The organism is Haladaptatus sp. ZSTT2 (genome assembly GCF_037081775.1).
GTDB lineage: Archaea > Halobacteriota > Halobacteria > Halobacteriales > Halococcaceae > QDMS2.
In genome coordinates this window covers 1,801,128-1,827,789 of record NZ_JBAMHQ010000001.1, presented here as the reverse complement: position 1 = coordinate 1,827,789, position 26,662 = coordinate 1,801,128, and the positions used below count along the sequence as shown (strand labels likewise).

Annotated in this window: 21 protein-coding genes; 12 read left to right on the top strand and 9 right to left on the bottom strand. The window is 61.9% G+C overall.

Annotated features, from left to right (window positions below; all coding sequences use genetic code 11):
• The first annotated feature begins 6 nt into the window (after positions 1-6).
• Positions 7-1,062 (top strand): quinone-dependent dihydroorotate dehydrogenase, encoded by a 1,056-nt coding sequence (locus V5N13_RS09975; RefSeq protein WP_336360636.1) that lies wholly within the window; start codon positions 7-9, stop codon positions 1,060-1,062.
• Here the strand turns inward: V5N13_RS09975 and pheT are convergent, their stop codons facing one another.
• The 7 genes from pheT to V5N13_RS09940 form a co-directional block, all read right to left on the bottom strand.
• Positions 1,063-2,781 (bottom strand): phenylalanine--tRNA ligase subunit beta, encoded by a 1,719-nt coding sequence (pheT, locus tag V5N13_RS09970; RefSeq protein ID WP_336360635.1) that lies wholly within the window; start codon positions 2,779-2,781, stop codon positions 1,063-1,065.
• The gene (gene pheS / locus V5N13_RS09965) at positions 2,781-4,286 is read right to left on the bottom strand and encodes a phenylalanine--tRNA ligase subunit alpha (protein ID WP_336360634.1); all 1,506 of its coding nucleotides are present in this window, start codon (positions 4,284-4,286) and stop codon (positions 2,781-2,783) included. Before pheS ends, pheT begins: the two co-directional genes overlap by 1 nt.
• 262 nt (positions 4,287-4,548) lie before the next feature.
• Positions 4,549-6,081, bottom strand: coding sequence for a tryptophan--tRNA ligase (locus tag V5N13_RS09960; protein WP_336360633.1), 1,533 nt, complete (start codon positions 6,079-6,081; stop codon positions 4,549-4,551).
• Entirely contained in the window at positions 6,078-7,106 is a 1,029-nt protein-coding gene (endA, locus tag V5N13_RS09955; protein WP_336360632.1) for a tRNA-intron lyase, read from the bottom strand. Before endA ends, V5N13_RS09960 begins: the two co-directional genes overlap by 4 nt.
• Before the next feature lie 37 nt (positions 7,107-7,143).
• Positions 7,144-7,863, bottom strand: coding sequence for a DUF91 domain-containing protein (locus V5N13_RS09950; RefSeq protein ID WP_336360631.1), 720 nt, complete (start codon positions 7,861-7,863; stop codon positions 7,144-7,146).
• 33 nt (positions 7,864-7,896) lie between these two features.
• Positions 7,897-10,239 carry a DEAD/DEAH box helicase gene (locus tag V5N13_RS09945; protein ID WP_336360630.1) on the bottom strand — a complete coding sequence of 781 codons (2,343 nt, stop codon included), beginning with the start codon at positions 10,237-10,239 and terminating at the stop codon, positions 7,897-7,899.
• Between the two features lie 84 nt (positions 10,240-10,323).
• Positions 10,324-11,745: an MATE family efflux transporter gene (locus V5N13_RS09940; RefSeq protein ID WP_336360629.1), complete on the bottom strand. Its 1,422-nt coding sequence runs from the start codon at positions 11,743-11,745 to the stop codon at positions 10,324-10,326.
• A 192-nt stretch (positions 11,746-11,937) separates the two neighbouring features.
• On the opposite strand from V5N13_RS09940, the gene lipA reads away from it, so the two are divergent.
• The 9 genes from lipA (at position 11,938) to V5N13_RS09895 (ending at position 22,457) form a co-directional block, all read left to right on the top strand.
• Complete coding sequence (lipA, locus tag V5N13_RS09935) at positions 11,938-12,876, top strand: lipoyl synthase (RefSeq protein ID WP_336360628.1); 939 nt, start codon at positions 11,938-11,940, stop codon at positions 12,874-12,876.
• A 263-nt stretch (positions 12,877-13,139) separates the two neighbouring features.
• Complete coding sequence (gene pdhA, locus V5N13_RS09930) at positions 13,140-14,246, top strand: pyruvate dehydrogenase (acetyl-transferring) E1 component subunit alpha (protein WP_336360627.1); 1,107 nt, start codon at positions 13,140-13,142, stop codon at positions 14,244-14,246.
• Positions 14,247-15,233, top strand: coding sequence for an alpha-ketoacid dehydrogenase subunit beta (locus tag V5N13_RS09925; protein ID WP_332897748.1), 987 nt, complete (start codon positions 14,247-14,249; stop codon positions 15,231-15,233).
• A 1-nt stretch (position 15,234) separates the two neighbouring features.
• Positions 15,235-16,716 (top strand): dihydrolipoamide acetyltransferase family protein, encoded by a 1,482-nt coding sequence (locus tag V5N13_RS09920; protein ID WP_336360626.1) that lies wholly within the window; start codon positions 15,235-15,237, stop codon positions 16,714-16,716.
• Positions 16,716-18,140, top strand: a complete 1,425-nt coding sequence (gene lpdA, locus V5N13_RS09915) for a dihydrolipoyl dehydrogenase (protein WP_336360625.1) — start codon at positions 16,716-16,718, stop codon at positions 18,138-18,140. Before V5N13_RS09920 ends, lpdA begins: the two co-directional genes overlap by 1 nt.
• Positions 18,141-18,222: 82 nt before the next feature.
• Positions 18,223-18,663 (top strand): hypothetical protein, encoded by a 441-nt coding sequence (locus tag V5N13_RS09910; protein ID WP_336360624.1) that lies wholly within the window; start codon positions 18,223-18,225, stop codon positions 18,661-18,663.
• Positions 18,664-18,743: 80 nt separating this feature from the next.
• A complete protein-coding gene (locus tag V5N13_RS09905; RefSeq protein WP_332897744.1) occupies positions 18,744-19,169 on the top strand; it encodes an Hsp20/alpha crystallin family protein in 426 nt (141 codons plus the stop codon).
• A gap of 105 nt (positions 19,170-19,274) precedes the next feature.
• Positions 19,275-22,103, top strand: a complete 2,829-nt coding sequence (gene leuS / locus V5N13_RS09900; RefSeq protein WP_336360623.1) for a leucine--tRNA ligase — start codon at positions 19,275-19,277, stop codon at positions 22,101-22,103.
• A 57-nt stretch (positions 22,104-22,160) separates the two neighbouring features.
• Entirely contained in the window at positions 22,161-22,457 is a 297-nt protein-coding gene (locus tag V5N13_RS09895) for a DUF7535 family protein (protein ID WP_332897742.1), read from the top strand.
• A gap of 15 nt (positions 22,458-22,472) precedes the next feature.
• On the opposite strand, the gene V5N13_RS09890 is transcribed toward V5N13_RS09895, so the two are convergent.
• Positions 22,473-23,468, bottom strand: coding sequence for an ornithine cyclodeaminase family protein (locus V5N13_RS09890; protein ID WP_336360622.1), 996 nt, complete (start codon positions 23,466-23,468; stop codon positions 22,473-22,475).
• Positions 23,469-23,664: 196 nt separating this feature from the next.
• Between V5N13_RS09890 and V5N13_RS09885 the strand changes: the two genes are divergently transcribed.
• Both V5N13_RS09885 and V5N13_RS09880 read left to right on the top strand, forming a co-directional pair.
• Positions 23,665-24,507, top strand: a complete 843-nt coding sequence (locus V5N13_RS09885; RefSeq protein ID WP_336360621.1) for a hypothetical protein — start codon at positions 23,665-23,667, stop codon at positions 24,505-24,507.
• Positions 24,508-24,858 (top strand): hypothetical protein, encoded by a 351-nt coding sequence (locus tag V5N13_RS09880; protein ID WP_336360620.1) that lies wholly within the window; start codon positions 24,508-24,510, stop codon positions 24,856-24,858.
• Between the two features lie 55 nt (positions 24,859-24,913).
• Here the strand turns inward: V5N13_RS09880 and thsB are convergent, their stop codons facing one another.
• Entirely contained in the window at positions 24,914-26,584 is a 1,671-nt protein-coding gene (gene thsB, locus V5N13_RS09875) for a thermosome subunit beta (RefSeq protein WP_442905066.1), read from the bottom strand.
• Between the last annotated feature and the right edge of the window lie 78 nt (positions 26,585-26,662).

The following is a 26,662-nucleotide window of genomic DNA, read 5'->3' as shown; positions in this document are numbered from 1 at the left end:
GACACAATGAGACTCTACAACGCGGCCAAACCCGTGCTGTTCCGGTTGCCCCCGGAGACGGCCCACGGGATGGTCCACCGGCTGCTCGGGGCGGTCGATGGCACGCCGATCATGAGCGCGATGCGTCGTGCCTACACGGTCAACGACGACCGTCTCCGGGTGCGGGCGTTTAACCAGCAGTTCGAGAATCCGATTGGCGTGGCCGCCGGATTCGACAAGAACGCAGAGATTCCCGGCGCGCTCGCTGGCCTCGGTTTCAGTCACGTCGAAGTCGGCGGCGTCACCGCAGAACGCCAACCCGGCAATCCGAAACCGCGCATGTTCCGCCTGCCCGAAGACGAGGCGCTCGTCAACCGCATGGGGTTCAACAACGAGGGCGCAGACCTGATTGGCGACCGCCTCGCAGACGTGGACGTGGACTTCCCGCTCGGCATCAACATCGGGAAGTCGAAATCGACCCCGCTCGAAGACGCCGCCGAGGACTATCTGTACACCTACGAGCGCGTCAAAGACGGCGGCGACTACTTCGTGGTGAACGTCTCCAGCCCGAACACACCGGGGCTGCGCGAGCTCCAGAACCGCGAGCCGCTCGAACGCATTTTTCGTACGCTTCAAGACGCCGGCGCGAGCCCGCTGCTCGTGAAACTCTCGCCGAATCTCACGAACGCCGCCGTCGAAGACGCCCTCGCTGTGATCGACGAACTGGACTTAGCCGGCGTCATCGCGACCAACACCTCAACCGACCGCCCGGCCCATCTCCAGAACGCAAACAGCGCCCAGACCGGCGGCTTGTCTGGAAAGCCAATCGAAGGCCGCGCCACGGAGATGATTCGCTTCGTCGCAAAACGCACGGACAAACCCGTCGTCGGCGTCGGCGGCATCGACTCAGCGCGCGGGGCGTATGAGAAAATCAAAGCGGGCGCGAGCGTCCTCCAACTCTACACTGGGCTCATCTATCACGGCCCCTCTCTCGCGCGTGACATCAACAAAGGACTCCTGAAACTGCTCGAAGAAGACGGTTACGACAGCGTCGAAGACGCCGTCGGTGCGGATTTACCCTGATTACTGCAGCGCGCTCAGGTCGAACTCGAAACCGACGACGGGCAGTTCGACGCCGTGTTCGACGAGCACTTCCGGATGTACCTCGCCGATGACGCCGGCTTCCTCGCCGTCTACGACGACCGCGGCGGTACGCCCGGCGATGAACGACGGATGCTGAGTTGCCGGGGTTTCGAGTTCCACGTTGAAGGCGCGACAGAGCGCCTGCAGGCGGGCTTTCGCGTCCTCGTAGGACACGTCGTTGCGCGCGAGGACGGCGGCGACGTGCCGTGCCTCTGCGACGCGGGTGTTCAGCGAGTCGTCGCGGTGGGCGACGAAGCCGATTTCCGCCAAGTCCTGTGGGTACGCCCGGTGGGTGTTGTTCTCTAAGACCATCATGAGCGACGGGAGGTTCCACGTCCGAAGCATGGTGTACTCCTCGCTGTACGGTTCGGTGATGGTCACCGGAGTTTCCGCGCCGAGGCCGTCGTCATCGGGCGAAATTCCCATGCGTTCGAAATTTTCGACCTCGCTCGTCATGTGGAAGTTGAGCAGGTCTTGGAAACCAAGCCCGACGAGCGTGTCGCGCGCGGCGGTTTCGAGCCGCGAGCGCTCGTGGAGGCCGCCGACGGTCGACACATCAGGGTACGTCGGTTCGAGGTCGTTGAAGCCGTAGGCCCGCCCGATGTCGTCCACGATGTCGAGCGGGTGGAGTACGTCCACGCGGTACGGCGGGATGGACACCTCGTAGGCGAGTTCGTCGTCACCGACGGTTTCGACTTCGGCGTCGAGGCCGGCGCGTTCGAGCAAGTCCACGATTTCTTTCTCCTCGAAGTCGAGGCCAAGCAGCTTTTCGATGCGCTCGTGAGTGACGGTTTTCGTCTCCACCTCGAAGTCGGGGCGCGTGAGTTCGCGGTCCGGGTACTCGACCGTGACCTGTTCGACAGTCCCGCCGCGGGCATCGAGTGCGTAGCAGATGATGTTACACATCCGGTCTACGGTCCACTGATCCGTACCCGTGAGTTCGATGAACAGGTCGCGCGAGTCGGTCGAAACCTCCGTGCGACGGCCGTTTATGACCGGCGGGAACGAGAACAGGCCGATATCGTCGTAGATGGCCGGGAACTTGTCGAGGCCTTCCACGAGGTCTGCGTACTTCGTGCCCGTTTCGTGTTCCGTGAGCACTTCGCGCGGGGTGAGTTCCTGATCTGAATCGAGCGCGACGAAGGTGACGCCGTCGGGGTCAACGCCCTTGTACGTGATGCACTGATCGCCCGCTTCGTCGGTCGCTTTCGCGCCCTTGAGCATGGTCAGGTCGTGGACGCCGATTGCGCCTTTGGCGCGCTTGCGCCCCATCGTCGCGTGGAGTTTTTCTTGGAGCTGGATGAGTGATTCGAGCCCCTCATCTGAGAGGTTCACGCCACGGACGATTGCTCCGGTCACGTAGGGGCGTTCGTCGGGCACCGATTCGTCTACGACAATCGACCAGTCCGCGTCGTTCGTCCGTGGGATGTAGACGCCGCGGTCGTCACCGTACTGGTAGCGAAGCGACCGGGCGACGCCCTCGACCGAGAGACGGTCTAAGCGGTCCGGGGCGAACTCCAGTTGGAACTCGCCGTCGTCGGTTTCGCCCTCGAATTCGAGGCCGAGGCCGAACAGGTCGGTTTTGAGTTCGTCGTCGCTCTTTTCGTCGTGGCCGGTGAGCCGGCGCAGTTCGTCTGGATCAACGTCAACAACGGGCATTAGTAGACTACCTCCACGTTTCGCAGCAGGTCAAGGTCACACAGCGTGCCGTGTACGTCGCGGATGTCTTCGAAGCCGTGCATCAACATGAGCAACCGCTCTAAGGCAAGTCCCCACGCCATCACATCGCACTCGACGCCGAGGGGGTCGAGCACTTCGCGGCGGAAGATGCCACTGTTCCCGATTTCGATGATTTCGCCGGTCTCGGGGTGGCGGCCGAATAGCTCGAAGCTCGGTTCCGTATAGGGGTTGTAGTGCGGTTTGAACTCCAAGTCGGTGATGCCGAACTGCTCGTAGAACTCGGTGAACGTTCCCATCAGGTCGCGCACCGAGAGGTCGTCGGCCATGACCCAGCCCTCGATTTGGTAGAATTCGAGCAGGTGGGTCGGGTCGAGTGTGTCGTTGCGGTACACCTTCTCGACGGAGAAGTGCCGAGACGGCTTTTCGAGTTCCCCGACCTCGTGACCGGAGAGATACCGCATCGAGAGCGAGGTGGTGTGCCCCCGAAGGTCGATTGCGCGGGCGACATCCTCGGTCCACGGCGAGTGGTACCCCTCGCCGTCCTCGCCCGCACCGTAGAGATGAGCGTCGTGCACCCGTTCGAGCAGGGCTTCGGGGAGGTTGTCCATCGGCGGCACGTCGAGGGCGAACTGGTCCCAGTGGGTGCGCGCCGGGTGGTCTTGGGGCATGAACAGACAGTCGTTAATCCAGAACTCGCTATCCGCGTGCGGGCCTTCCATCTCCTGGAAGCCCATGCCGACGAGCACGTCTTTGACGCGGTTTGCCGTCTGGCGGAGGATGTGTTCTTTGCCGCCGCGGTACTCCTCTGCGTCGGCTTCGACGTTGTATTCGGCGAACTCGACGTCCTGCCAGTCGCCGGAAGTGAGCATCTCGGTGGTGAGCCGACCAACGGTTTCTGCCACTTCGACCCCTGCCATCAGGGCATCGACACCAGCGTCGGTGAGGCGGACAGAGCGGATGGTCGATTCTGCGACTTCGACGAGGTCACGACGAGAGAGCTGAGAGAGAACGTCGCTGTCTTCGACGGAATTACCTGCGATGAGTGCGGCGAGAGCGGTCGCTTCTGGGTCTGCGTCGGGGTTTGCGTCAGGGTTCACCGAGACTGCGCCGCTGTCTATCGAGCCGTAGCCTTTGCGCGCGAAATTCGAGAGCGCGATGTTGACCTGTGGGCCGCCAAGGCCGGAGGCGCCGATGATGCGCCCCATCTCGACTGATTCCTCGGCAGCGCCCTGTTCGAGCGCTGCCTCGTAGAGGCGGACTTCGGGGAGGCCGTCCTCGGCGTAGTCGCGTCCTTCGTCGGTGATGGTGACGGTCTCGTCTGTTTCCTCTGTAACGGTAACGAGGCCCTCGGCTTCGAGCGCGAAGGCGGCTCCGGCGACCGTCTCTGCGGGGAGGTCGGTGGCCTCCGCCAGTCGGGAGAATGTCTGTGCGTCTGTGGCGGACGCGGCCTCTAAGACCGCGACCTGTGGTTCGGGTAGTTTCATTATTTGGTGTTGTCGCGTACACTGCAAGCAAGTCAGTTAGCGGTTCCGGATGCGCTCACGCCGGTTTCCTCTGGCCCGAAAGCCGGATTCCACCGCCGCGCTATTCAGAACCGAAAAAAGCCGAACCCGGGGGTCACACGAGAGTCGTCGCCGGTCAACACAGGCGTGGGTTCGGATGCCATATCCGGTGATACGAGCGGATTCGCTAAAAAGCGTTCCGGACATTGCTGGAGAGCGCGAACCGCAGATATTGAACACCGACTCAGCGACGCGAGGAGACGAGTTCGATGTCCGCGTCTTTGAGGAGGTGTTCGACCTCTGCGCGCTTTTCTTGATGGTCTTCTAAGAACTCCTTCATCAGCTCTGCGGCCTGCTCTTTACAGCCGCCACAGAGGCGCTCGCCGCCGACACACTCGTCGTACACCTTCTTCGCGAAGGCGTCGTCGTCCGCGGCGAGCAGGTAGGCGTACAGTTCGTAGACGGGACACTTGTCGGCCTCGCCGCCGAGTCGGCGCTGTTCTTCGGCCGTCGAGCGGCCGCCCGTCGTCGCGGATTTCACCTTGTCGTAGCCGTCCTGTGGGTCGTCGAGCAGACTGATGTGACTCGCCGGAATCGAGGAGGACATCTTCCCGCCAGTGAGCCCGGTCATGAAGCGGTGATAAATCGAGGACGGCGCGTAGAAGCCGTAGCCGCCGTTGTCGAGTTCGACCTCTCGGGCCAACGCCTCTGCCTCCTCGCGGGTGAGGTCGAACGAGTCGATGTGTTCGTCGTAGACGCGTTTTTCGCCCTCGACGGCTTCGATGAGCGCCTCGAACGCCTCTTTGGTGGCGTTGCGGTCAACGAACCGAACCCGTGGTTCGAGCGGCTCTTTCCCGGCAGAGTCGAGTTTGGCGACGACGCTGCCGAAGCCGTCGTCGTCGGGGTTGCCGTGTTCGCGGAGCCATGCAGCGGCGTCCTCACACCGGACGGTGTCGCCGTCGTCGGCCGAGAGCGCGCCGTGGGCCGCCCCGAGCAGTTCGAGTTCGTCACCACTGGCTTCGAAACTGGCGAACGCTTTGGTGACGCCGAAGAAGCGCATCCGGGCGGCGAGGTCACGGGCGAGGCGAACGTGGGGGTCTTGGTCCGGCCCCACGGGAATGACCGTCGGCTTCGGTTCGTCGAGTTGAGGGTAGAGAATGTCCGCCATTTGCGTCACGACGCTCTGCATATGCGAAACGTCCGTCTCACCGTCGAAGCCGTAGATGTTCTCCAGTTCGGAGAAGTTGGCCTTGATGCCGAGTTCGAACGCGAGATCCTGCAGCCCGCGGTTCTCTGATTGACGATACAGTTCGCCTGCTTCAGGGTCGAAGCCGAGCGCGAGCAGGCTCAGTAGGTAGTCGCGGGCGTGTTCGTCGATTTCTTCCCACGAGAGGCCGCGGGCGGCGTGGGCTTCTAAGTCAGCAATCAGGGCGTAGGCGTCCGCGCCCTGCTGTTGATGCCAGATGATTTCGTCGAAAACGAGTTTGTGGCCGATGTGGGGGTCGCCCGTTGGCATGAATCCCGAGAGCGCAGCGGTTGGCTTGCCCGCGGCCATCGCGTCGAGGACGGCCCGATAGTCACGGTGGCCGAAGATGACCCCCCGTCGCATCAGGTAATGTGGATTCTCCACGTCGGCAAGCAATTCGTCGAACTCCTCAATGCCGAACTCCTCGAACAGTTTTCGGTAGTCAGCGATGGTCGACGAACCCCACGGGTCGAGCGTCGTCGCATCTGTCTCGCCCGCTGCTCCCGTGTTGTGGTCTGTATCGCGTGTCATGGTGTGAGTCGACCTACTGACAACCAGGTCTCTGTTCCGTCGTTCGCATCCGTCAGCGCAAAAACCATTCGTTTTCTGACCCCGTGGGCGAGTCGCACGTCGAGCGCCAACTCGCGCAGGGCGAAGGCGTGGTCGCGTTCGAGCACGCGAATCAGGTACTCGGAGTGGCTCAGGTCGGAGACCGACTCCACCTCGGCGTAGGTCCGGAAGTCAGCGCCGAATTTGAAGCCCGTTTTGGGGACGACGTCCCGGTCGCGCAGTTCGGTGTACACCGTCAGGCGACGGTCGAATCGGTCGCCTTCGGCTTCGCGGCCGCGCTCAACGATTGCGTCAACGCCTCCTTCGACTGAGAGCGTCCCGTTGGCAGCGAGGTAGGCGGCTTCGAGCAGCGAGAGTTGCACCGGGCCGTCTTCCATCCGACGACCACCGAGTGGCTGGCCGTAGAACGCTGACGCATAGAGGTCGCTCGGCGGCTCCCAGACGACGACGCGGTCGTCGATGAGTGTCCCCGAGCAGGCGGGGAGGTCAAACGTCGAACTGCCGTCGATGTTGAGTTCGTCGGTGTCGAAGTAGGTGATTTCACCCTCCTCGTCTACCACGGCGAGGACGAGAGTTCCCAAAGAAGCCGCGGGAACGCGTTGGCGCTCGCCAACGGCGCGGATGCGATAGGCTATCTCGTCGTTCCACGGGCCGTTGCCGCGGGGGAAGACTACGAAGTCCTCGTCGTCGGTCGGTTCGACCCAGCCCTCGCGTGCGGGAGAGAGATAGAAGCCGCGGTCGCGGAGGTCGCGGTAGACCTGAAAGCGGACGGCGAAGCCGTCGCCGGTGACGTGGGAGAAAAACGCCTGAAAGTCCATCCCATCGACCGTGTCAAGGTCGCCGCGAAAGAGCAGGTGCGCCGCTTCGACGGGGTCGAGTTCGACCTCGTTGCCCCCGAGCGGGCGGCCGTAACCACGGGCGTCGTAGTACTGCTGGCGGGCGTTCCCGCCAACGTGGACGACGCCGTCTTCGAGCGTGCCGTTCATGCCTATTTGCTGGCGGCTGACGACAAAGGGCCTGCGGTCAGACCGCGTCGCAGGTGGCGTCGAGACACCGATGACCCGACGCCGTTTCGAATTGGGGCAGGCCACACGGACAGTCGCCCGCGTGGAGACCGGTCGGGAACGCAAAGCCCGTCTCGCACTCTGGATAGTTTTCACATCCGGCGATGAGGCTGCCCCGTCGGAGGATGTTCAGGTCGCCGCCGCACTTGGGACTCTGCCATTTCCCGTCGAACTCGGCTTGAATCAGCCCGTCAAGCGACTCACACGAGCGGTCGATACAGAGCTCGAATGCCTGTCCGTGGGTGGCGCACATTTTTGGCAGGCCGCAGTCGTCGCACTGTTCGTCATGAATGTCTGCGTGCTGGGGCAGGCCATAGGATGCATCACACCCAAGACACGAGACGGATTTTCGGGTTTTGAGGAGTGTGCCTTCGCACGCGGGACAGGTGCCGACCGGCGTTCCCGCTTCGCTCGCCGGAACGCGAGCTTCGGTGTGTTCGTCATGAATTGTGACCGTGAGCGTCTCGTCGCCGTCGGTTGCGATGATGGCAGACTCGCTCATCGACAGGGAATCGGCGCGGGTGAGCCACGCGACGGGCTGGTAGCCGTCTGCGTCGTGGATGAGGAGCGTATTGTCGGGCTTTGCAATCACCACGACGTGGCCGCGAGCGGTCTGTTCGCGGGTACCTTCGACGCTCATCGTACAGTCGCCAGCGAGGACGCGAATCGAGTCGGGCATGGCCCGGACTGGTTGCGTGTTCGTATAAAAATCTCAGTTCACGCGGACAGTTTTTCGCTCAATCTGCGGCAACAACGGCAGGTCGGGGAACGCGATGTGGACCGCGTACTCAATCTCCTCGAAGTTGCCGCCGAAAACGGGAACGAGCAGCGTGTCCTCGCCAAGATACGACGCCTTCGAAGAAACTTCCGTGTCGTTGCCCGTCACTCGAAGCCCGGCGCGTGCGCCCTTGCCGACGTTCTTGACGTGGACTTCGCGCATGTCGTTTTGCCCCGTCGAGATGGTTTCAGGGAAGTCCCCCCAGTCGAGTTCGACGCTCGGGAGTTTGCGGGCGGCTTTGAAGACGCGCTCTGCAACACCCTCAGAGAGCCCGGCGTCGATGAGGCCGTCTACACCCGCGGCGCGCACGTCTTCTGGCGTTTCGATGCCCTCTCCAGCGAGTTTGTGCGCACGCCCCGAGCCGACGCCGTCGATGGCGGTGAGGCCGACGGCGGCGCTCGAAATCCCGGTTTCCACGCGGGCTTCGACCCGGCGTGCGAGGTTCGCGGTTTCTGCGGTGTCGAAGCGTTCTAAGAACGACTGCATCGCCGCGAGCAGGCGGCGGGCGTTCTGTTGGATGACCCACGCATCAGAGCGGAGTTCCGGCGGCGTCCCGCCGTTCATGCTGGCTCTCAAGATGGCGAGCACTTTGCGCTGGCCGGGTTCCATGCTGTCGGGCGTGTTCTGGCCGACGAGGATAGCGTTGATGGCGTCGCGCTCTGACTGACGCGCGCTCACGCTGTCGAACTCGGCGGCGCAGGCGACGGTTTCGAGAATCGCGGCCTCGTCCACGAAGTCGCGGTCGGCGAGGCGTTTGAAACGTTCTGCGGTGGCAAGTCTGAGGTAGAACTTCGAGGCGAGCACGCCGAGGCCCGTGCCGTCGACGCCCAAATTGTCGTCCATCTCGACGAACCCCCGAGAAACGAGGCCCGAGAGCGCGTCGCGCACGCGGTCGCGGAGGCCCGCGAAGTCGTACTCCTCTGGTTTCGAGCGGGCGCGAACGGCGTAGAACGTGGTGTCAAGCCAGCTCATCACGTCGTCTAAGTCGCGCAGCGTACCCATCGAAATTTCTGCGTTGAGGTGGGCGTCCAAGTCGTCTGCGAGTCGGGACTCGATTTCCTTGCCCTCGCGGAGCAGTTTGCGGTACTTATCGGCCTCGGAACGGTCACACACCACCCAGCCGTAGCCCACGTCGTCGTAGCCCGGTCGCCCGGCGCGTCCGAGCATCTGGAGCACGTCGAGCGGGCTCATGTCCACCTCGCCTTCGAGTGGGTCGTGGAGTTTGGTGTCGCGGATGACAACACATCTGGCAGGAAGGTTCACCCCCCACGCGAGCGTGGACGTGGAGAATAAAAGCTGTATTTTGCCCTCGCGGAACCACTGTTCGACGGCGTCCTTGTCCTCTTTCGAGAGGCCCGCGTGATGGAATGCAACGCCGTCTGTCACCGAATTTTGGAGCGTGTTGTTCTGGAGTTTCTGGGCGTCCGTATGAAAATCGTAGTCGCCGCGTGCGCCAATCGGGATGTCGCGTTCTGCGAGTTCGTCGCGGGCTTTTTTCGCCGCCTGCACCGTGTCTTGGCGGCTGGCCACGAAGACGAGCGCCTGTCCGCCGTCTCTGATGTGCGGTTCTGCGAGGTCGATAGCGCGGTAGAGTCTGCGATACTTGTCGGCAAAGGAGTTGTCTCCGTGGGTGTACGTCTGGACGTCTGCGTGGAGGTCAACCGGGCGGTAGGCGTCGTCGAACTCAAGGGTGGTTTCGGGGACGGCCCCGAGCCAATCGGCCACGTCTTGGATGTTCGGCATGGTCGCAGAGAGCGCGACGATGCGCGGATTACACAGCCGACGGAGCCGCGAGACGGTGACTTCGAGAACGCTGCCTCTGCGGTCTGAGTCGAGCAGGTGTACCTCGTCGATGATACAGCAGGTCACGTCGGTGATAAACGAGTAGCGCGGCGAGTCGTGTTTGCGGGTGGCCGAGTCCGTCTTCTCGGGGGTCATCACGAGGATGTCGGCTCGCTCTGCCCGCCGGGAGTTCAGGTCGCGTTCGCCCGTGACGACGTAGACGGAGTAGCCGAGGTCTTCGAAGCGTTCCCACTCGGACTCTTTCTCGTTGGTGAGCGCGCGAAGCGGCGCGATGAACAGCGCCTTCCCGCCGTCTGCGAGAGCTTTACAGATTGCGAGTTCGGCAAGCGCGGTTTTTCCACTCGCCGTGGGCGCGCTCGCGACGAGGTTCTCCTCGCGGTGTAAAATCGCGGGCAACGCCTCGCGTTGCATCTGGTTGAACTCCTCGAACGGGAACACGGCTTCGAACTGCGGGATTGCCTCTGCGACTTTCACGCGAGACACCTCACAATGCGAGTAGGGAACGTGAGAGAGACCGCCATCTGGTAGCACCTTAGTCGCCCTGCCAAAAGGCGTTTCCTAGTCGGCCGCGCTTGCACTCGCCCGTTTGAACATGCCCGTGCTCGACGAGTGATAGAAATAGACGCCGAGTCCAACGGCGGCGGTGATATTAGAGAGTGTCACCGCCCAGAACACGGCGTCCATGCCAAACGAGAGGACGAGGCCGCCAACGGCGGCGATAGGTAGGCGCACGCCCCAGTACTGGATGAGCGAGGCGAACATGCTGACCTTCGTCCGGCTTGCGCCGTTGAATCCTGCCTGAAACAGGTAGATCGCCCCCAGCGCAGGATAGCCGTAGGCGAGGATGCGCAGGTACTCGATCGAGAGCGCGAGGCTTTCTTCTGAGAGTTCGGGGACGAACAGCGTCGTGAGCGTGGCTGGGAACAGCCACTGGACAAGTCCGATGAGCGCGAGCCCACCGGCGGCGAGTTGGACGCCGAGCCACGTCGTCTGCTTCGCCCGCTCTACTTTCTTCGCGCCGAGGTTCTGCCCGACGATGCTCTGGGCGGCTTGTTGCAGGCCCTGTGCGGGGATGAACGCGACGCTCGCCACGCGCGCCCCGACAACGTATGCGGCGATACCCGCGACGCCGCCAACGGCGAAGACGACGACGACGATGATGAGGCGCACAATCTGGTTCGCGCTCTGTTGGACGGCCGTGGGAAGCCCCACGCTGAAGATGGAGCGCAGTTCCGCCATGTCGAACACGAACGACTGCGCAGAGAGCATGCCGCCGTTTCGCCCGCGGAGGATGAGCACGAGGCCAAGGGCCATTCCGGTTGTGTAGCCAATGACGGTGGCAAGCGCCGCACCCGCCACGCCAAGCCCTTCGAGTGGGCCGTAGCCGAAGATGAGCAGCGGGTCGAGAACGATGTTCACGACGACCGACGTGAGATTCATCCAGAGCGACGCGCGCGAGTCACCCCATGCGACGAGTCCGGCTTCGAGCGTGTCGCCGAGCGCGATAAGCGGGAGTCCGAGCGCGATGACGCCGAGATACACGGCGGCCATCGCCGGAACCGCTCCATCCACGCTCAGTGGGTTCGTACTCACGAGAAGGGTGGTGAGCGGGCGGGCGGCGAGAAAGGCGAGTGCGCCGAGTACGACGCCCATTCCAAGAGTGATGTAGATGCCAGAGCCGAACGACTGGCGTGCGCCAGTGAGGTTGTCGCCACCGATGCGTTGAGAGACGCGAATCTGCGTCCCAACGTAGGGGATGAAGATAGAAATGGCGAACAACAGCGCCACCGCAGGCGCGACGAGTCCCACCGCAGCGACGGCGTCACCGCTCAACCGACCGAGGAAGATGAGGTCAACGATTTGGACGACGACCTGCACGAAATTCTGAACCAGTAGCGGAGTCGAGAGAACCAGCAACGCGCGGAGTAACGGCCCATCGGTGATATCGGCCGGAGAGAGCTCAAAGCTTGGACGCCACATTCTGAAAGATATAGTACAATTATTGCCCCAGATACATATATTTGTCAGGGATTCTCGCGGGGAAAAATATCACACCACTCGTGCGCAGAATCGTACACCGTGACGCACATCGGTACGGTCAGGGCGCGACGCTTGTGGCGACAAATTGGGGTTACCTTAGCTTTTTGTCCCCGTGTCTCCAGACATTTGCGTATGAGTCGCTCGCGGAAGCCTGACTGGCTGAAGATGCGCCCGCCATCCGGCCAGCAGTTCACCAAAATCAAGCAAACCCTGCGCGAGCACAACCTCCACACCGTGTGCGAGGAGGCCAGTTGCCCGAATCTTGGCGACTGCTGGAGTGGTCGCAACGGGCCGGGCACGGCGACGTTCATGCTGATGGGCGACCGCTGTTCGCGGGGCTGTAACTTTTGTGACGTACAGACCGGCGGGATGGAACCGCTCGACGAGGACGAACCCGCGAACGTGGCAGAAGCTATCGCCGAGATTGGCCTAGACTACGTCGTGCTCACCTCAGTCGACCGCGACGACCTCCCCGACCAAGGGGCGGGCCACTTCGCCGAAACCATCCGCGAAATCAAGCGCCGCGACCCGGGCATCCTCGTCGAAGTGCTAATTCCCGATTTCCAGGGCGAACCCGAGTTAGTGCAAAAAATCATCGACGCGAACCCGGACGTCATCGCCCACAACATCGAGACGTGCGAACGCCTCCAGTGGCCGGTTCGGGACAAGCGGGCGGCCTACGACCAGAGCCTCTCGGTGCTCGAACAGGTCGCAGACGAGTCGAATATTTACACGAAGACGAGCATCATGCTCGGCGTTGGCGAGTACGACCACGAGGTGTACCAGACGCTCTCTGACCTCCGGGAGTCAGACGTGGACATTGTCACGCTCGGCCAGTATCTCCAGCCGTCGCGTCGCCACCTCGATGTGTCCGAGTTCGTCCACCCAGACCGGTTCGACGTCTGGCGGCAGGTGGCAGAAGACGAACTCGGCTTCCTCTACTGTGCCAGCGGGCCGATGGTTCGGTCTTCGTACAAGGCTGGCGAGCTGTTCGTCGATGCCATCCTGCGCGAAGGCAAGACCGTAGAGCAGGCACGCGAAGAGGCGCGGGCGGCGTCACAGTCGGCCTGAGTCGGCTGGTTTCACCCACAATTCTTGCGTGAGCGACGCACTGGCAAACCAGTGTGTCACTCGATTCTTCATCAAATTTCATATTCGACCAGAAGTGTCCAGTAACAATCCACGATGTTGAGTTATAATTCCACTATTCTCGCCCAAAATGGACGTTTTCCTAAGAAAGTCCGGCAAGAATAGGAGTTACCCAAAGGGATTTACGAAAACACTTTAACCAAGGATGATGACTTTTTGCTCATGTCAGGAAGGTGGGTTCGACCGTGAGCACGCTTCAGCGTGACCCCAGCGACCAGGTACAGATTCTCGACGATGAGGGCAACGTCTTAGAAGGTGCAACCGTCCCCGACCTCGACGACGAGACGCTCGTGAGCATGTACCAGAACATGACACTCGCGCGTCGATTCGACCAGCGGGCGGTCAGTCTCCAGCGCCAAGGCCGGATGGGAACCTACCCCCCACTCTCGGGGCAGGAAGGAGCCCAGATTGGCAGCGTCATGGCGCTCGAAGACGAAGACTGGATGTTCCCCTCCTACCGCGAACACGGTGCCGCACTCATTCGCGGCCTTCCACTCAAACAGACCCTCCTCTACTGGATGGGTCACGAAGACGGCAACAAACCGCCGGAAGATGTGAACATCTTCACCGCCTCCGTCCCGATTGCGACGCAGGTGCTCCACGCCACCGGTGCCGCGTGGGCCTCGAAGCTCAAAGGCGAGAACAAGGCGTTCATCTGCTACTTCGGTGACGGCGCGACGAGCGAAGGCGACTTCCACGAAGGCCTCAACTTCGCGGGCGTCTTCGACACGCCGAACATCTTCTTCTGTAACAACAACCAGTGGGCGATTTCGGTGCCCCGCGAACGCCAGACTGCGGCGAAAACCATCGCCCAGAAGGCCGTTGCCTACGGCTTTGAGGGCGTCCAAGTTGACGGCATGGACCCGCTCGCCGTCTACAAGGTCACGAAAGACGCCGTGGACAAGGCAAAAGACCCACAGGGCGAACTTCGCCCGACGCTCATCGAGGCCGTCCAGTACCGCTTCGGGGCGCACACCACGGCCGACGACCCGACCGTCTACCGCGACGACGACGAGGTCGAACACTGGAAGAAGAAAGACCCGATTCCGCGCTTAGAGAAGTACCTCCGCGGCGAGGGATTGCTTGACGACGAGAAAGTCGAGGCCATCGAGCAGGAAATCGAAGACGACGTGGCAGAGGCCATCGCTGAGGCAGAGGCCGTCCCGCGTCCATCACCCGACGAAATCTTCTCCCACGTCTTCGAGGAGATGCCCGCTCGCGTCCGTGCCCAGTGGGAGGACTTCGAACAGCTCCGCGAGATGTACGGCGACGAAAAACTCTTGGAGGAATAAATGAGCGATACGCAAAATCTCACGCTTGTACAGGCGGTCCGCGACGGGCTGAAAGGCGAAATGGAACGCGACGACGATGTCATCGTGATGGGCGAGGACGTCGGGAAAAACGGCGGCGTCTTCCGCGCCACCCAAGGCCTGTGGGCCGAGTTCGGTGACGACCGCGTCATCGACACGCCGCTCGCAGAATCCGGCATCGTCGGGTCGGCCATCGGCATGGCCGCTTACGGCATGAAGCCGGTTCCCGAAATCCAGTTTCTTGGGTTCATCTATCCCGCCTTCGACCAGATTGTGAGCCACGCCGCCCGCCTCCGCACCCGGAGTCGCGGCCGGTACACCTGCCCGATGGTGGTTCGTGCGCCCTACGGTGGCGGCATCCGCGCTCCAGAACACCACTCTGAGTCGAAAGAAGCCTTCTTCTCGCACGAACCCGGCCTGAAGGTCGTCGTGCCTTCGACGCCGTACGACACGAAGGGGCTGCTCGCAAGCGCCATCCGCGACCCCGACCCAGTCATCTTCTTAGAGCCAAAGCTCATCTACCGCGCCTTCCGCGAGGAAGTGCCAAACGAGACGTACACCGTGCCACTCGGAAAGGCCGCCACCCGCCGCGAGGGGACGGACGTGTCCGTGTTCACGTGGGGTGCGATGACCCGACCAACGCTCGAAGCTGCAGACGAGCTGTCTGAAGAAGGCATCGACGTGGAGGTCATCGACCTCCGTACGCTCTCGCCGCTCGACGACGAGGCAATCATCGAATCGTTCAAGAAGACCGGCCGCGCGGCCGTCGTCCACGAGGCCCCGCTCACCGGCGGCCTCGGCGGCGAAATCGCCGCGACGATTCAGGAGGAGGCGCTCCTCTATCAGGAAGCGCCGGTAAAGCGCATCACCGGGTTCGACACGCCGTTCCCGCTCTACGCGCTCGAAAACTACTACCTCCCACAGGTGGCCCGTATCAAGGAAGGCATCAAAGAGGCCTACGAGTTCTAAGATGGTATTCGAATTCAAGCTCCCCGACGTTGGGGAAGGACTCACGGAAGCAGAAATCGTTAGCTGGCTCGTCTCCGAGGGTGACACCGTCACCGAAGACATGCCGGTTGCCGAAGCAGAGACGGACAAGGCAGTTGTCGAGATTCCCTCGCCCGTAAACGGAACCGTCAGAGAGATTCTCGCAGAGGCAGGCGAGATGGTTCCGGTTGGCAACGTCATCATCACATTCAACGTGGAGGGTGAAGACGAACCGCCAGTCGAAGCGGAGACGGAAACGGAAGAAGCAGAAGCCGAGGAACCAGTCGAAGCCGAAAAGGCCGCCTCGAACGGTGAATCGTCTGCCAAAGGCGGTCGCGTCTTCGCCGCACCGAGCGCCCGTCGTCTCGCCCGCGAACTCGGCGTCGACATCACGACAGTCGTCGGCTCAGGCCCGAGCGGTCGCGTGACCGACCAAGACGTTCGCACCGCCGCAGAAGGTGGTGATGACGGCGCACAGGCCGCCGAACCGGAGCCAGAAGTCGAGTCGGAGCCCGCTCCAGAGACCACTGAATCGACCGCAGGTGGTTCACAGGCCGTCTCGATGCAGAAAGTAGACCGCGAGAAGACGCTCGCTGCACCCGCGACGCGGACGCTTGCGAAGGAACTTGACGTCGACCTGAACGCCGTGCCAGAAGTCGAGAAACGCGAAGGCCAGTCGTTCGTGACGCCCGAGGCCGTCCGCGAGTACGCAGAGGCCCAAACCGCCGCCAAGGAGGCGGACGTGGCCGCAATCGCGGAAACGTCCAAAGAGGACGAGCGCGTGCCGTATCGGGGCATTCGCCGCACCATTGGCAAGCAGATGGAGCGTTCGAAGTACACCGCTCCGCACGTCACGCATCACGACGAAATCGACGTGACCGACCTCGTGGCGATGCGCGCAGACCTCAAAGAAGAGGCGGAGAGCCGCGGTGTCAAGCTCTCGTACATGCCGTTCGTCATGAAGGCCATCGTGGCCGGGCTGAAGGAGTTCCCGTACATGAACTCCATGCTCGACGAGGAGGCAGAGGAAATCGTCCTCAAGAAGGACTACAACATCGGCGTGGCCGTGGCGACGGACGCAGGCCTGATGGTTCCCGTCGTGAAAGGCGTAGACCAGAAGGGCATGCTGCAGGTGTCCCAAGAGATGAACGACCTCGTGGAAAAGGCACGCGACCGCTCGATTGCCCGCAGCGACATGCAGGGTGGGACGTTCACCATCACGAACTTCGGCGCAATCGGCGGCGAGTACGCGACGCCAATCATCAACTTCCCCGAAGTCGCCATCCTCGGACTCGGCGCAATCAAAGAAAAGCCCCGTGTGGTCGACGGCGACGTCGTGCCGCGCCACATCATGACGATTTCGCTCTCGATTGACCACCGCATCATCGACGGCGCGGTCGCGGCACAGTTTGCCAACACGGTCAAGAACTATCTGGAAAACCCCGCACTACTACTACTTGAATAATGGTCGTTGGAGACATCGCAACTGGGACGGACGTATTGGTTATCGGTGCGGGACCGGGCGGCTACGTGGCCGCCATCCGCGCCGGGCAACTCGACTTAGACGTGACGATAGTCGAAAAGGACGCCTACGGGGGAACCTGCCTGAACTACGGGTGTATCCCCTCGAAGGCGCTCATCTCCGCAACCGATGTGGCGCACAACGCCGCAAACGCAGAGGACATGGGCATCCACGCAGACCCCGCCGTCGACATGCAGGGCATGGTCGCGTGGAAAGACGGCGTCGTGAACCAACTCACCGGCGGCGTCGAGAAACTGATGAAAGCAAACGGCGTGAACCTCATGCAGGGCACCGCCGAGTTCGCTGGCGAGAACACCGTTCGCGTCGCCCACGGCGGCGAGGGACAGGGATCTGAGTCCATCGAGTTCGATTCGTGTATCATCGCAACCGGCTCGCGGCCGTTCCAGATTCCCGGCTTCGAGTTCGACGGCGAACACGTGCTGAGTTCGCGCGACGCTCTCGCGCTTGACGAGATTCCAGAGAAGCTCGTCGTCGTCGGCGCGGGCTACATCGGGATGGAACTCTCGACGGTGTTCGCCAAACTCGGCACCGAGGTCACCATCGTGGAGATGCTCGATGACGCGCTGCCCGGCTACGAACCGGACGTTGCCCGCGTGGTCAAGAAGAAAGCCGAGGAACTCGGCATCGAGTTCCACTTCGGCGAGGCCGCCAAAGAGTGGCGCAAAGAAGCAGACGGCATGACCGTCGTCACCGAGAACAAAGACGGCGAAACCTCGGAGTTCAAAGCCGACAAGACGCTCGTCGCCGTTGGCCGCCAGCCGGTCTCGGACACGCTCAACCTCGAAGCCGTCGGCCTCGAACCCGACGAGAAGGGCTTCCTCCAGACCGACGACCAGTGTCGCACCGACGTGGGTCACATCTACGCCATCGGCGACGTTGCCGGTGAGCCGATGCTCGCCCACAAAGCCTCGAAAGAGGGCCACGTCGCCGCCGAAGTCATCGCAGGCGAGCCGTCGACGCTCGACTATCAGGCCATCCCCGCCGCGGTGTTTACCGACCCCGAAATCGGAACCGTCGGCATGACCCAAGACGAGGCCAAAGACGCCGGCTTCGAGCCTGCCGTCGGCAAGTTCCCGTTCATGGCGAGCGGGCGCGCGCTCTCAACCGGCCACAGTGATGGGTTCGTCCGCGTCGTCGCAGACGAGGAGTCGGGCTTCATCCTCGGCGGCCAGATTGTGGGGGCGGAGGCCTCAGAGCTGATTGCCGAACTCGCGCTCGCCATTGAGATGGGCGCGACCATAGAAGACCTGACCGCGACGATTCACACCCACCCGACGCTCGCAGAAGCCGTGATGGAGGCCGCCGCAAACGCTCGCGGCGAGGCCATCCACACGCTGAACCGGTAGGCGTTCTCCGTCTCTTCTCTCGATTCTCACCGCGTGATACTCAACGCGCCGCTATATCGACTCGGCAGACGAATCTTTACGCATGGAGCGAACTGTCCTCTTTCATGTCGCGTTGGGCGTGTTTGTCGGTCTCGTCGCTGGGTTCGGGAGCGGCCTCCTCGTGACTGCGTGGCTCGACCCGCTCATCTGGCCGTCGCTGTTCGTCGGGATTCCAGTGGGACTAACCGTCGCCGTTGGGGCGACCCTTGCGACGTACGCGATACTGGCACGCCGGACGGAGCGCCGCGGCGGTGACCTAACCCAGCGGACGGCGACCCGCATGTGGGCGGCGGTCGCAGGACTCGTCGGGGTGGGCGTGCTCGCGCTGCTCGCGGTTGGCGTCGTCGCGGTTGGCGAACTCGGGGTGGGCGTGGGCCTGCTCGCCTTTGGGTTCCCGCTCTGGTATCTCATCTGTGTGGGCGGGGCATACGCCTTCCTTGGGGCACGACACAGCGCGGGAAATCGGCGGGCAGGGTCTCTCTGAGTGAGAACGCGCAGTAGCGTTAAATCTCCGTCTGACGTATAGAGTAGCCGAGGGTCTTGGGGTAGACCCGGTGGTTTCAAATGGCAATGCGAAAATACAACCCGTTTGACGAACTCGAAGAGATGTTTGAACGCATGGGACGCCAGTTCGAAGATATGCCCGGAAAAGGCATGATGGGCATGTCTCAGATTATGGTCGACGTAGAGGAACGCGACGAGGAGTTCGTCCTCACCGCAGACCTCCCCGGCTTCACCCGCGAAGACATCCATCTCTCGGTACTCGGTGACCGCGTGTCGATCAAAGCCGAACACGAGGAGTCGATGGAAGAAGAAGACGCGACCTACGTCAAAAAAGAGCGCCGCCACCGCACGGTTCGCCGCTCGCTGCATCTCCCAGAGGACGTAAACGGTGACGACGCGAAAGCGTCGTACAAAAACGGCGTCCTCTCGGTGACGCTGCCGAAGGTCGCTGGCGCGACGAAAGGCAAGCAGATCAACATCGACTAAGCGGTTTTTCTCTGCGGGTCCCGCTGTGGGGCCCGCGAGGCTATCAGACACCTGCGAGCGTCAGGTATGGTAGTTCTTTTACCTTCGCCACCTGAACGAGAGTACATGGATTACGACCCCCGCGCAGTCGAGGGGAAGTGGCGCGAGCAGTGGGCCGAGGAGGGCCTGTACGAAGCCACCCCCGACGACCGAGAGGAGGCGACGTTCATCACGGTTGCGTATCCGTATCCGAGCGGCGGGATGCACATCGGGCACGCCCGGACGTACACCGTCCCGGACGTGTACGCCCGCTATCGCCGCCAACAGGGCGACAACGTGCTGTTCCCACTCGGCTGGCACGTCACGGGTACGCCGATTATCGGTGCCGTCGAACGCTTGAAGAAGGGCGAGGAGAAGCAACTCTCCGTCCTGCGCGACACCTACAACGTCCCCGAGGAGACGCTTTCGGACCTGGAGACGCCGATGGGCTTTGCTCGCTATTTTATCGAAGAGCACTACAAGAAGAACATGAAGGCGCTCGGCCTCTCTATCGACTGGCGTCGTGAGTTCACGACGAACGACGAGCGCTACTCGAAGTTCATCACGTGGCAGTACGAAACCCTGCGCGAGCGCGGGTTGTTGGAGAAGGGCCTCCACCCGGTCAAGTTCTGTACGAACGAGCAGAACCCGGTGACGACCCACGACTTGCTGGAGGGCGAAACTGCGGAGTTCCAAGAGTACACGCTGGTCAAGTTCCGCGACGGCGACACCGTGTTGCCGATGGCGACGCTGCGCCCGGAGACGGTTCACGGCGTCACGAACGCCTACGTCCAACCGGACGGCGAGTACCGCAGAGCCACCGTGGACGGCGAGGAGTGGATTGTCTCGGTCGAGGCAGTCGAAAAACTGCGCTTACAAGAGCGCGACGTAGAGGTCACCGAGGAACTGACGGGTGAAGCCCTGATTGGCACGTTCGTCACGAATCCCGTGACCGACGAGGAAGTCCTCATCCTGCCCGCCGATTTCGTGGACACCGACAACGCGACGGGCGTCGTCATGTCCGTCCCGGCCCACAGCCCAGACGACTGGGTGGCGCTCGCAGAGGCCAAAGCCGACACCGCGCGGATGGAAGCCTTTGGCATCGACCCCGCCGACGTCAAGGCCATCGAGCCGCGCGCTATCCTGACCGTGGAGGGCTACGGCGAGTTCCCCGCCAAAGACGCCGTCGAAGAACACGAGATTACGTCCTCGGACGACCCTGCACTGGAGAAGGCCACCAAAGAGGTCTACAACCGCGAGTTCCACGCCGGGAAGCTTTCTGACATGTACGGCGAGTACGCGGGCGAAATCGTCGAACACGTCCGCGACGACCTGAAAGCCCACTACCAGAGTCAGGGTGCCTTCGACGCGATGTACGAGTTCTCAGAGGAAGTTATCTGCCGGTGTGGCGGCGTTGTCGAAGTCGCCAAACAGGACACGTGGTTCCTGCGCTACAACGACGAAGACTGGAAACAGAAAACGAAAGAAGCCATCGCGGATTTGGACGCGATTCCAGAAAACACCCGCGAACAGTACCTGCACACGGTTGACTGGCTGAACGAGTGGCCGTGTATTCGCAACTACGGGCTGGGGACGCGCCTGCCGTGGGACACGGACTTCGTCATCGAGCCATTGTCCGATTCGACCATCTACATGGCGTACTACACCATCGCCCACCGCATCCAAGACGTGCCTCCAGAGGAACTCACCCGTGAGTTCTTCGACACCTTACTGCTCGGCGAGGGCGACAACAAGAAGGCCCTCAACCTGCGCGAGGAGTGGGATTACTGGTATCCCGTCGATTACCGGTGTTCGGGCAACGACCTGATTTCGAACCACCTGACGTTCTACTTGTTCCACCACGCAGAGCTGTTCGAGAAGCCAAATCAGCCGAAGGGCATCACCATCATGGGGATGGGGCTACTCGAAGGCGACAAGATGTCCTCCTCTAAGGGCCACGTCGTGTTGCCCGCAGAGGCCATCGAAGAGTATGGCGCGGACACCGTCCGGCTGTTCTTGCTCAACTCCGCAGAGCCGTGGCAGGACTACGACTGGCGCGCAGAGCAAGTCGAGTCCACGCGCAACCAGTTAGACCGCTTCTGGATGCGCGCCCAAGCGCTCATCGACGGCGACGAGGGCGAAAAAGACCTGAAGCACATCGACCGCTGGCTGCTCGCAAAGCTGCAGGACACGGTCGAGACGACGACCGAGGCGCTCGACCGCTTCGAGACGCGAACGGCGAGTCAGGCCGCCTTCTACAGCTTCGAGGAGAATCTGCGCTGGTACCGTCGCCGCGCGAATCTGGAACGCCCCGGCGCGACGTGGACGCTGCGGAAGGTGCTCGAAACCCGCCTGCGCCTGCTCGCGCCTATCGTCCCGTTCGTCACGAACGAACTGCACGAGCAGTTGACCGGAAAATCGGTCGAGGAGTCACCGTGGCCGAAAGTCGAATCCGAGTTCGTCCGCACGGAAACCGAAGTGCGCGAACAGCTAATCACACGGCTGACCGACGACATCCAAGACATCGTCAACGTCACGGACTCGAACCCGGAGACGATTCGCATCTACACCGCCGCCGACTGGAAGTACACCGTCTTCGACGAGGTCGTCGAGACGGGGACGAACATTGGCCAGGTGATGGGCAAGGTCATGCAACACGAGTCCCTGCGCGAGAAGGGCAATCAGGTCAACGACCTGGTGCAGAGTCTCGTAGATGTGGTTCGTGGACGCGACGACGACGTGCTCGCCGCGATGGCCGAATTGGACGAATTCGAGGTGTACGAGGACGCCGCGCGCTTCTTCAGCGCAGAGTTCGACGCGAACATCGAGATTTACCGCGAAGGCGAAGACGCCGTTGACCCGGCGGACAAAGCCCGCCACGCAGAGCCGTTCCGTCCGGCGATCCATCTGGAATAGGTCGGATTCGCTGAGTGTAGGCCTACGTTCATTCTTTCTCGGCGCGTCTAGGACAGTATGAGCGAGAGCGAGATTGCCACCACAGACGAATCGGGGCTTACCGGCGACCTGAAAGAGGTGTACCGAACGGTCAAACCAGAGATGGGGATGCACGGCAACACCGAGATGAGCCTGCTTGGGCTCATCTGGTTCGGCCTGCTCGTCGTGTTGCTCATCCCGCTTGCGCCGTTTATCGCGCTCGTCTGGGCGATTGGCTACGTGCGCGAGCGGATGCTGTCTGAAGAAGAAGTGAACGTCCACGTCCGCGACCAGATTCGAGCGCGCGAGCGCGTTCGAAAAGGACGCACTGGGTAGGGAGTTGAGTAGGCGTTAGTGGAGTGCGGTGCCGATGAGGTCGAACGGATAGCCGTTGTCGTTTTCGTCTGCGTGTTCGTAGACGACGTGAGCGGCGGCAACGTCCTGAATTGCGAGGCCGGTTGAGTCGAAGACGGTGAGGCCGTCTTCTTCGGTGCGACCCTCGATTTTGCCGACGACAATTTCGCCAATCTGCCCGTAGATGTCCTCGTCTGTGAGGACGCCTTCGTGGAACGGGACGTTGATTTCGCCCGAGTGGGTCGTCTGGTCGTAGTCGTCGATGACGAGCTTTGCGTCGAGAAGAATCTCGTCTGCGAGTTCGTGTTTGCCCTCCGCGTCTGCGCCCATCGCGTTGATGTGGGTGTGTTCGCCAACGGCCTCCCGGGAAACGATTGGGGATTCGACCGGCGTGACAGTCGAAAGGATGTCACACTGGGCGGCCTCCTCGATGGAGCCTGCGCGCACGTCGAAGCGGTCGTCGAAGGCATCGATGAAGGCGGCGACGGCCTCCTCGTCTAAGTCGGAGATGACGACGGTTTCGATGTCGCGAATCTGGCTGATAGCTTCGAGTTGCGTGTAGGACTGGACGCCCGCGCCGACGAGACCCATGGAGGTGGCGTCTTCGATGGCGAGGTGGTCGGTGGCGACGGCGGCGGCCGCACCAGTGCGCTTCATCGTGAGTTCCGTCCCGTCCATGATGGCGAGCGGGAAGGCGTTTTCCGGGTCAGAGTAGACCATCGTCCCCATCACGGTTGGGAGGCCGAACTTGTCGCGGTTGTCGGGGTGGACGTTCACCCACTTGATGCCCGCGGCGTCCCAGTCGCCCGCGTCGATGTAGGCGGGCATCGACCGAAAGTCGCCGTTGTACTGTGGCAGGTCGATGTAGGATTTCGCGGGCATCTGGGCGTCGCCGCGCTCGTAGGCGGCGAAGGCGTCCTCGATTGCCTGGATGAGTTCAGGCATCTGCGTGTTCTCGTCTACGGCCTCCCGATTGAGGAGTAACGTGTCCATGGTGGCGATTTTTGCGCCCGGAACTTAGTTCCATCTTTCCGTGATTCCGGGGGGAGAACGCAGGAAACGTCCAGATTCACCTTTGGAGACTGACCAAAAAGCCTATTCCGAGGGGCCGAATCGTTTCAGTTAATGTATATTTCCCCCCGCAACCCTCCTTTGTTGTGCGCTTCTCCTTACCGCTGGGTGCAGTGGCTTGACGAGTGACGACCCAAAACAGAGCGTTTCTGCGACGCCACTTGACGTGCCCGAAGACCCGACCTACCCGCCCGGCGTCACGGAGAACGGCATCGAAAGCGTGAGCACACTCCTTTCAGCACACAAAAAAGCACTCGCAACTCAGTCGGTGACAGTTCACGAAGCAACGACGGCGACGCGCATCTGCCATCGGGTCAACTCCACCGACGGCGAGTCGTTCAGTTGCGAGGGGGAGACGGTCATCTACGACGGAACTATCGACGCACGAGTCGCGAATCAGAGTCACTACCTGTTCTCTACGCGCTCTAAGGCAACGAGACGAGAGCACGTCGACGCCTATGTGCTTCACCACTACGCCAACGGCGAGCGCATCTACACGAACCAAACCCGCGCAGAGAACACCACCTATCAGGTACAACGCAATCCGAACGGTGACCCGATCGATCCGCGAAACATGCTGTACCTTATCGGCAACGAAGGTATCCTCACGAACTACCTCCACTCGATGAACATCGTGTCAGTCGAGCAGATTCAGGACTCTCCGACGCAGCTGTATCGAATTACTGCAGACGGATTCGAAAAGCCAGAGGAGTTCATCGGCAGCGGTGACCAAACGGTTTCGGATGGACACCTCACGCTCGTCGTCGCAGAGAACGGGGCAATCCAGTCTTACAACAGCTCCTATACGACTACCGACGAACAAGGCCGCGTCCACGTCGAACAGTCCGTGAGCTACGAGAACTGGGGGAACACGACGGTCGACGCATCCGACTGGATTTCGAAGGTGAACGAGACGAACGAACCGACCGCCGAGACGGCCACCGCGACGGAGGCGACCTGAATGCGGCGTCTTGGTGCCACCCTCGCCGTCGCGCTGTTGCTCGTTACCGCCGGGTGTAGCGGCTTCCTTGGCGACGATTCGAAGCAGGGCTTCACCGCGACTCCCGTGGATGTACCGACCGACGAGCCAACGCCGACGCCCACGGAAATCGTCCCCGGCGTCGGCGTCTCACGTACCGGTGCCATACTTGGCTACTCGCTCGAATATTCGATTCAGCGAGCCGGCGAGAATTACTACGTCTGGCAGTACTATTCTGTGGGACAGGTGGGGAACACGACCGTCGAGCGACCGTCGTGGGTCGAGACGGCGCCGGGTGAGGGCGGCGACGCCACTCCCGAGTCAGCGTCGTAAAAAGTCAAAAAGCGATTCGAGAGTCAGTGGTGAGTGGTGGATTACTGGCCGACTTTTACATCATGCCGCCCATGCCGCCCATACCGCCCATACCGCCACCCATACCGCCGCCAGGTGGCATCTCCTCGTCGCCGCCCTTGTTGGTGGAGAGGTCACCAGCGGCGATGATGTCGTCAATTTTGAGGACGAGGTTCGCGGCCTCGGTGGCACTGGAGATTGCCTGCTCTTTCGCGTGGGCTGGCTCGACGATTCCTGCCTCGAAGGTGTCTTCGATTTCGCCGGAGAAGACGTTCAGGCCAGCGCGCTTCTCGCCGGCTTCGTGGGCTGAACGAAGGTCGACGAGCGTGTCGATGGAGTCGAGACCAGCGTTCTCTGCGAGGACGCGTGGCACGAGTTCGAGTGCGTCTGCGAACGCTTCGACAGCGAGCTGCTCGCGGCCGCTGACGGAGTCTGCGTACTCGCGGAGCCGGGAGGCGAGTTCGACTTCGATTGCGCCGCCACCGGCGAGGACGCGGCCGTCGGAGACGGTCTGTGCGACGACGTCCAGTGCGTCGGTGATGCCGCGTTCGAGTTCGTCAACGACGTGTTTCGTGGAGCCACGAAGGAGGAGGGTGACGCCGTGGGCCTCGCCCTCGCCTTCGACGTAGAACAGTTCGTCTTCTTCGTCACGGCGGATGGAGCCGTGGCCGAGGTCTGCTTCCTCGACGCTGTCTAAGTCGGAGACGATGGAGCCGCCGAGCACTTCCTTGAGGAACTCGATGTCGGACTTCTTCGTCCGGCGGACAGCGAGGATGCCTTCCTTTGCGAGGTAGTGCTGGGCGAGGTCGTCGATGCCCTTCTGACAGAAGACGACGTTCGCGCCGACGTCCTTGATCTGCTCGACCTTCTTTTTCAGCTGGGCTTCTTCGTTGTCGATGAACTGCTGCAGCTGCGATGGGTCGGTGATGGAGACCTCGGTGTCGACGTTGGCCTCTTCGATTTCGATGGCTTCCTTGAGGAGAAGTACGTTCGCGTCAGCGACTTCTTTCGGCATCGAGTCGTGGACAGGGTCTTTGTCGATTGCGCCACCGACGAGGAGTTCGGACTCGCCTGCTGCGCGGCCGGTCTGGGTCTCGATGTTGATGAAGTCGAGGTCGACGACGTTCTCGCCTTCGTCGTTTACGACCGTGACCTGACGGACGGCGTCGACGATGATCTGGCTGAGGACGTCCTTGTTGAGTTCTGCGCCCTTGCCGGTCATGGAGGTCTCTGCGACCTTTCGGAGGAGCTGTTCGTCGTCAGTGTCGATGCGGTCTGCGATGTCGTCGATTTCCTTGCGTGCCTGCTGGCTTGCGAGGTGGAAGCCCTTGATGATGGCCGTTGGGTGGATGTCCTGCTCTAAGAGGTCCTCTGCGTTCTTGAGGAGTTCACCCGTGACGGCGACGGCGGTCGTCGTGCCGTCTCCTGCCTCGTCTTCTTGGGTCTCTGCGACCTCAATAATCATCTCGGCCGTCGGGTTGTTGATGTCCATCTCTTTGAGGATGGTCACGCCGTCGTTCGTGATGGTGACGTCGCCCATCGAGTCGACGAGCATTTTGTCCATCCCTTTCGGGCCGAGTGTGGAGCGTACTGCGTCAGCAACTGCGCGGGCTGCGCGGATGTTGTGTGCCTGTGCGTCGCGGTCCTTCATGCGCTGGGAATCTTCGCCGAGAATGATCATCGGCTGACCCTGCATTCGCTGACTCATAATCAAGAACGACTATAATTGCGATTCTATATAACTTTTTTGCTTTCTTGCGAGGGTAGAATCGGGACACAGAGCCCC

Excerpts from the sequence above, each read along its gene's own strand:
- V5N13_RS09910 (WP_336360624.1), top strand. The coding sequence starts at position 18,223 with ATGGAGCGAACTGTCCTCTTTCATGTCGCGTTGGGCGTGTTTGTCGGT.
- pheS (WP_336360634.1), bottom strand. The coding sequence starts at position 4,286 with ATGAAACTACCCGAACCACAGGTCGCGGTCTTAGAGGCCGCGTCCGCC.
- lpdA (WP_336360625.1), top strand. The coding sequence starts at position 16,716 with ATGGTCGTTGGAGACATCGCAACTGGGACGGACGTATTGGTTATCGGT.
- endA (WP_336360632.1), bottom strand. The coding sequence starts at position 7,106 with ATGAACGGCACGCTCGAAGACGGCGTCGTCCACGTTGGCGGGAACGCC.
- V5N13_RS09960 (WP_336360633.1), bottom strand. The coding sequence starts at position 6,081 with ATGACACGCGATACAGACCACAACACGGGAGCAGCGGGCGAGACAGAT.
- V5N13_RS09905 (WP_332897744.1), top strand. The coding sequence starts at position 18,744 with ATGGCAATGCGAAAATACAACCCGTTTGACGAACTCGAAGAGATGTTT.
- V5N13_RS09950 (WP_336360631.1), bottom strand. The coding sequence starts at position 7,863 with ATGCCCGACTCGATTCGCGTCCTCGCTGGCGACTGTACGATGAGCGTC.
- V5N13_RS09890 (WP_336360622.1), bottom strand. The coding sequence starts at position 23,468 with ATGGACACGTTACTCCTCAATCGGGAGGCCGTAGACGAGAACACGCAG.
- pheT (WP_336360635.1), bottom strand. The coding sequence starts at position 2,781 with ATGCCCGTTGTTGACGTTGATCCAGACGAACTGCGCCGGCTCACCGGC.
- V5N13_RS09925 (WP_332897748.1), top strand. The coding sequence starts at position 14,247 with ATGAGCGATACGCAAAATCTCACGCTTGTACAGGCGGTCCGCGACGGG.
- thsB (WP_442905066.1), bottom strand. The coding sequence starts at position 26,584 with ATGAGTCAGCGAATGCAGGGTCAGCCGATGATCATTCTCGGCGAAGAT.
- leuS (WP_336360623.1), top strand. The coding sequence starts at position 19,275 with ATGGATTACGACCCCCGCGCAGTCGAGGGGAAGTGGCGCGAGCAGTGG.
- V5N13_RS09895 (WP_332897742.1), top strand. The coding sequence starts at position 22,161 with ATGAGCGAGAGCGAGATTGCCACCACAGACGAATCGGGGCTTACCGGC.
- V5N13_RS09940 (WP_336360629.1), bottom strand. The coding sequence starts at position 11,745 with ATGTGGCGTCCAAGCTTTGAGCTCTCTCCGGCCGATATCACCGATGGG.
- V5N13_RS09880 (WP_336360620.1), top strand. The coding sequence starts at position 24,508 with ATGCGGCGTCTTGGTGCCACCCTCGCCGTCGCGCTGTTGCTCGTTACC.
- V5N13_RS09975 (WP_336360636.1), top strand. The coding sequence starts at position 7 with ATGAGACTCTACAACGCGGCCAAACCCGTGCTGTTCCGGTTGCCCCCG.
- V5N13_RS09920 (WP_336360626.1), top strand. The coding sequence starts at position 15,235 with ATGGTATTCGAATTCAAGCTCCCCGACGTTGGGGAAGGACTCACGGAA.
- lipA (WP_336360628.1), top strand. The coding sequence starts at position 11,938 with ATGAGTCGCTCGCGGAAGCCTGACTGGCTGAAGATGCGCCCGCCATCC.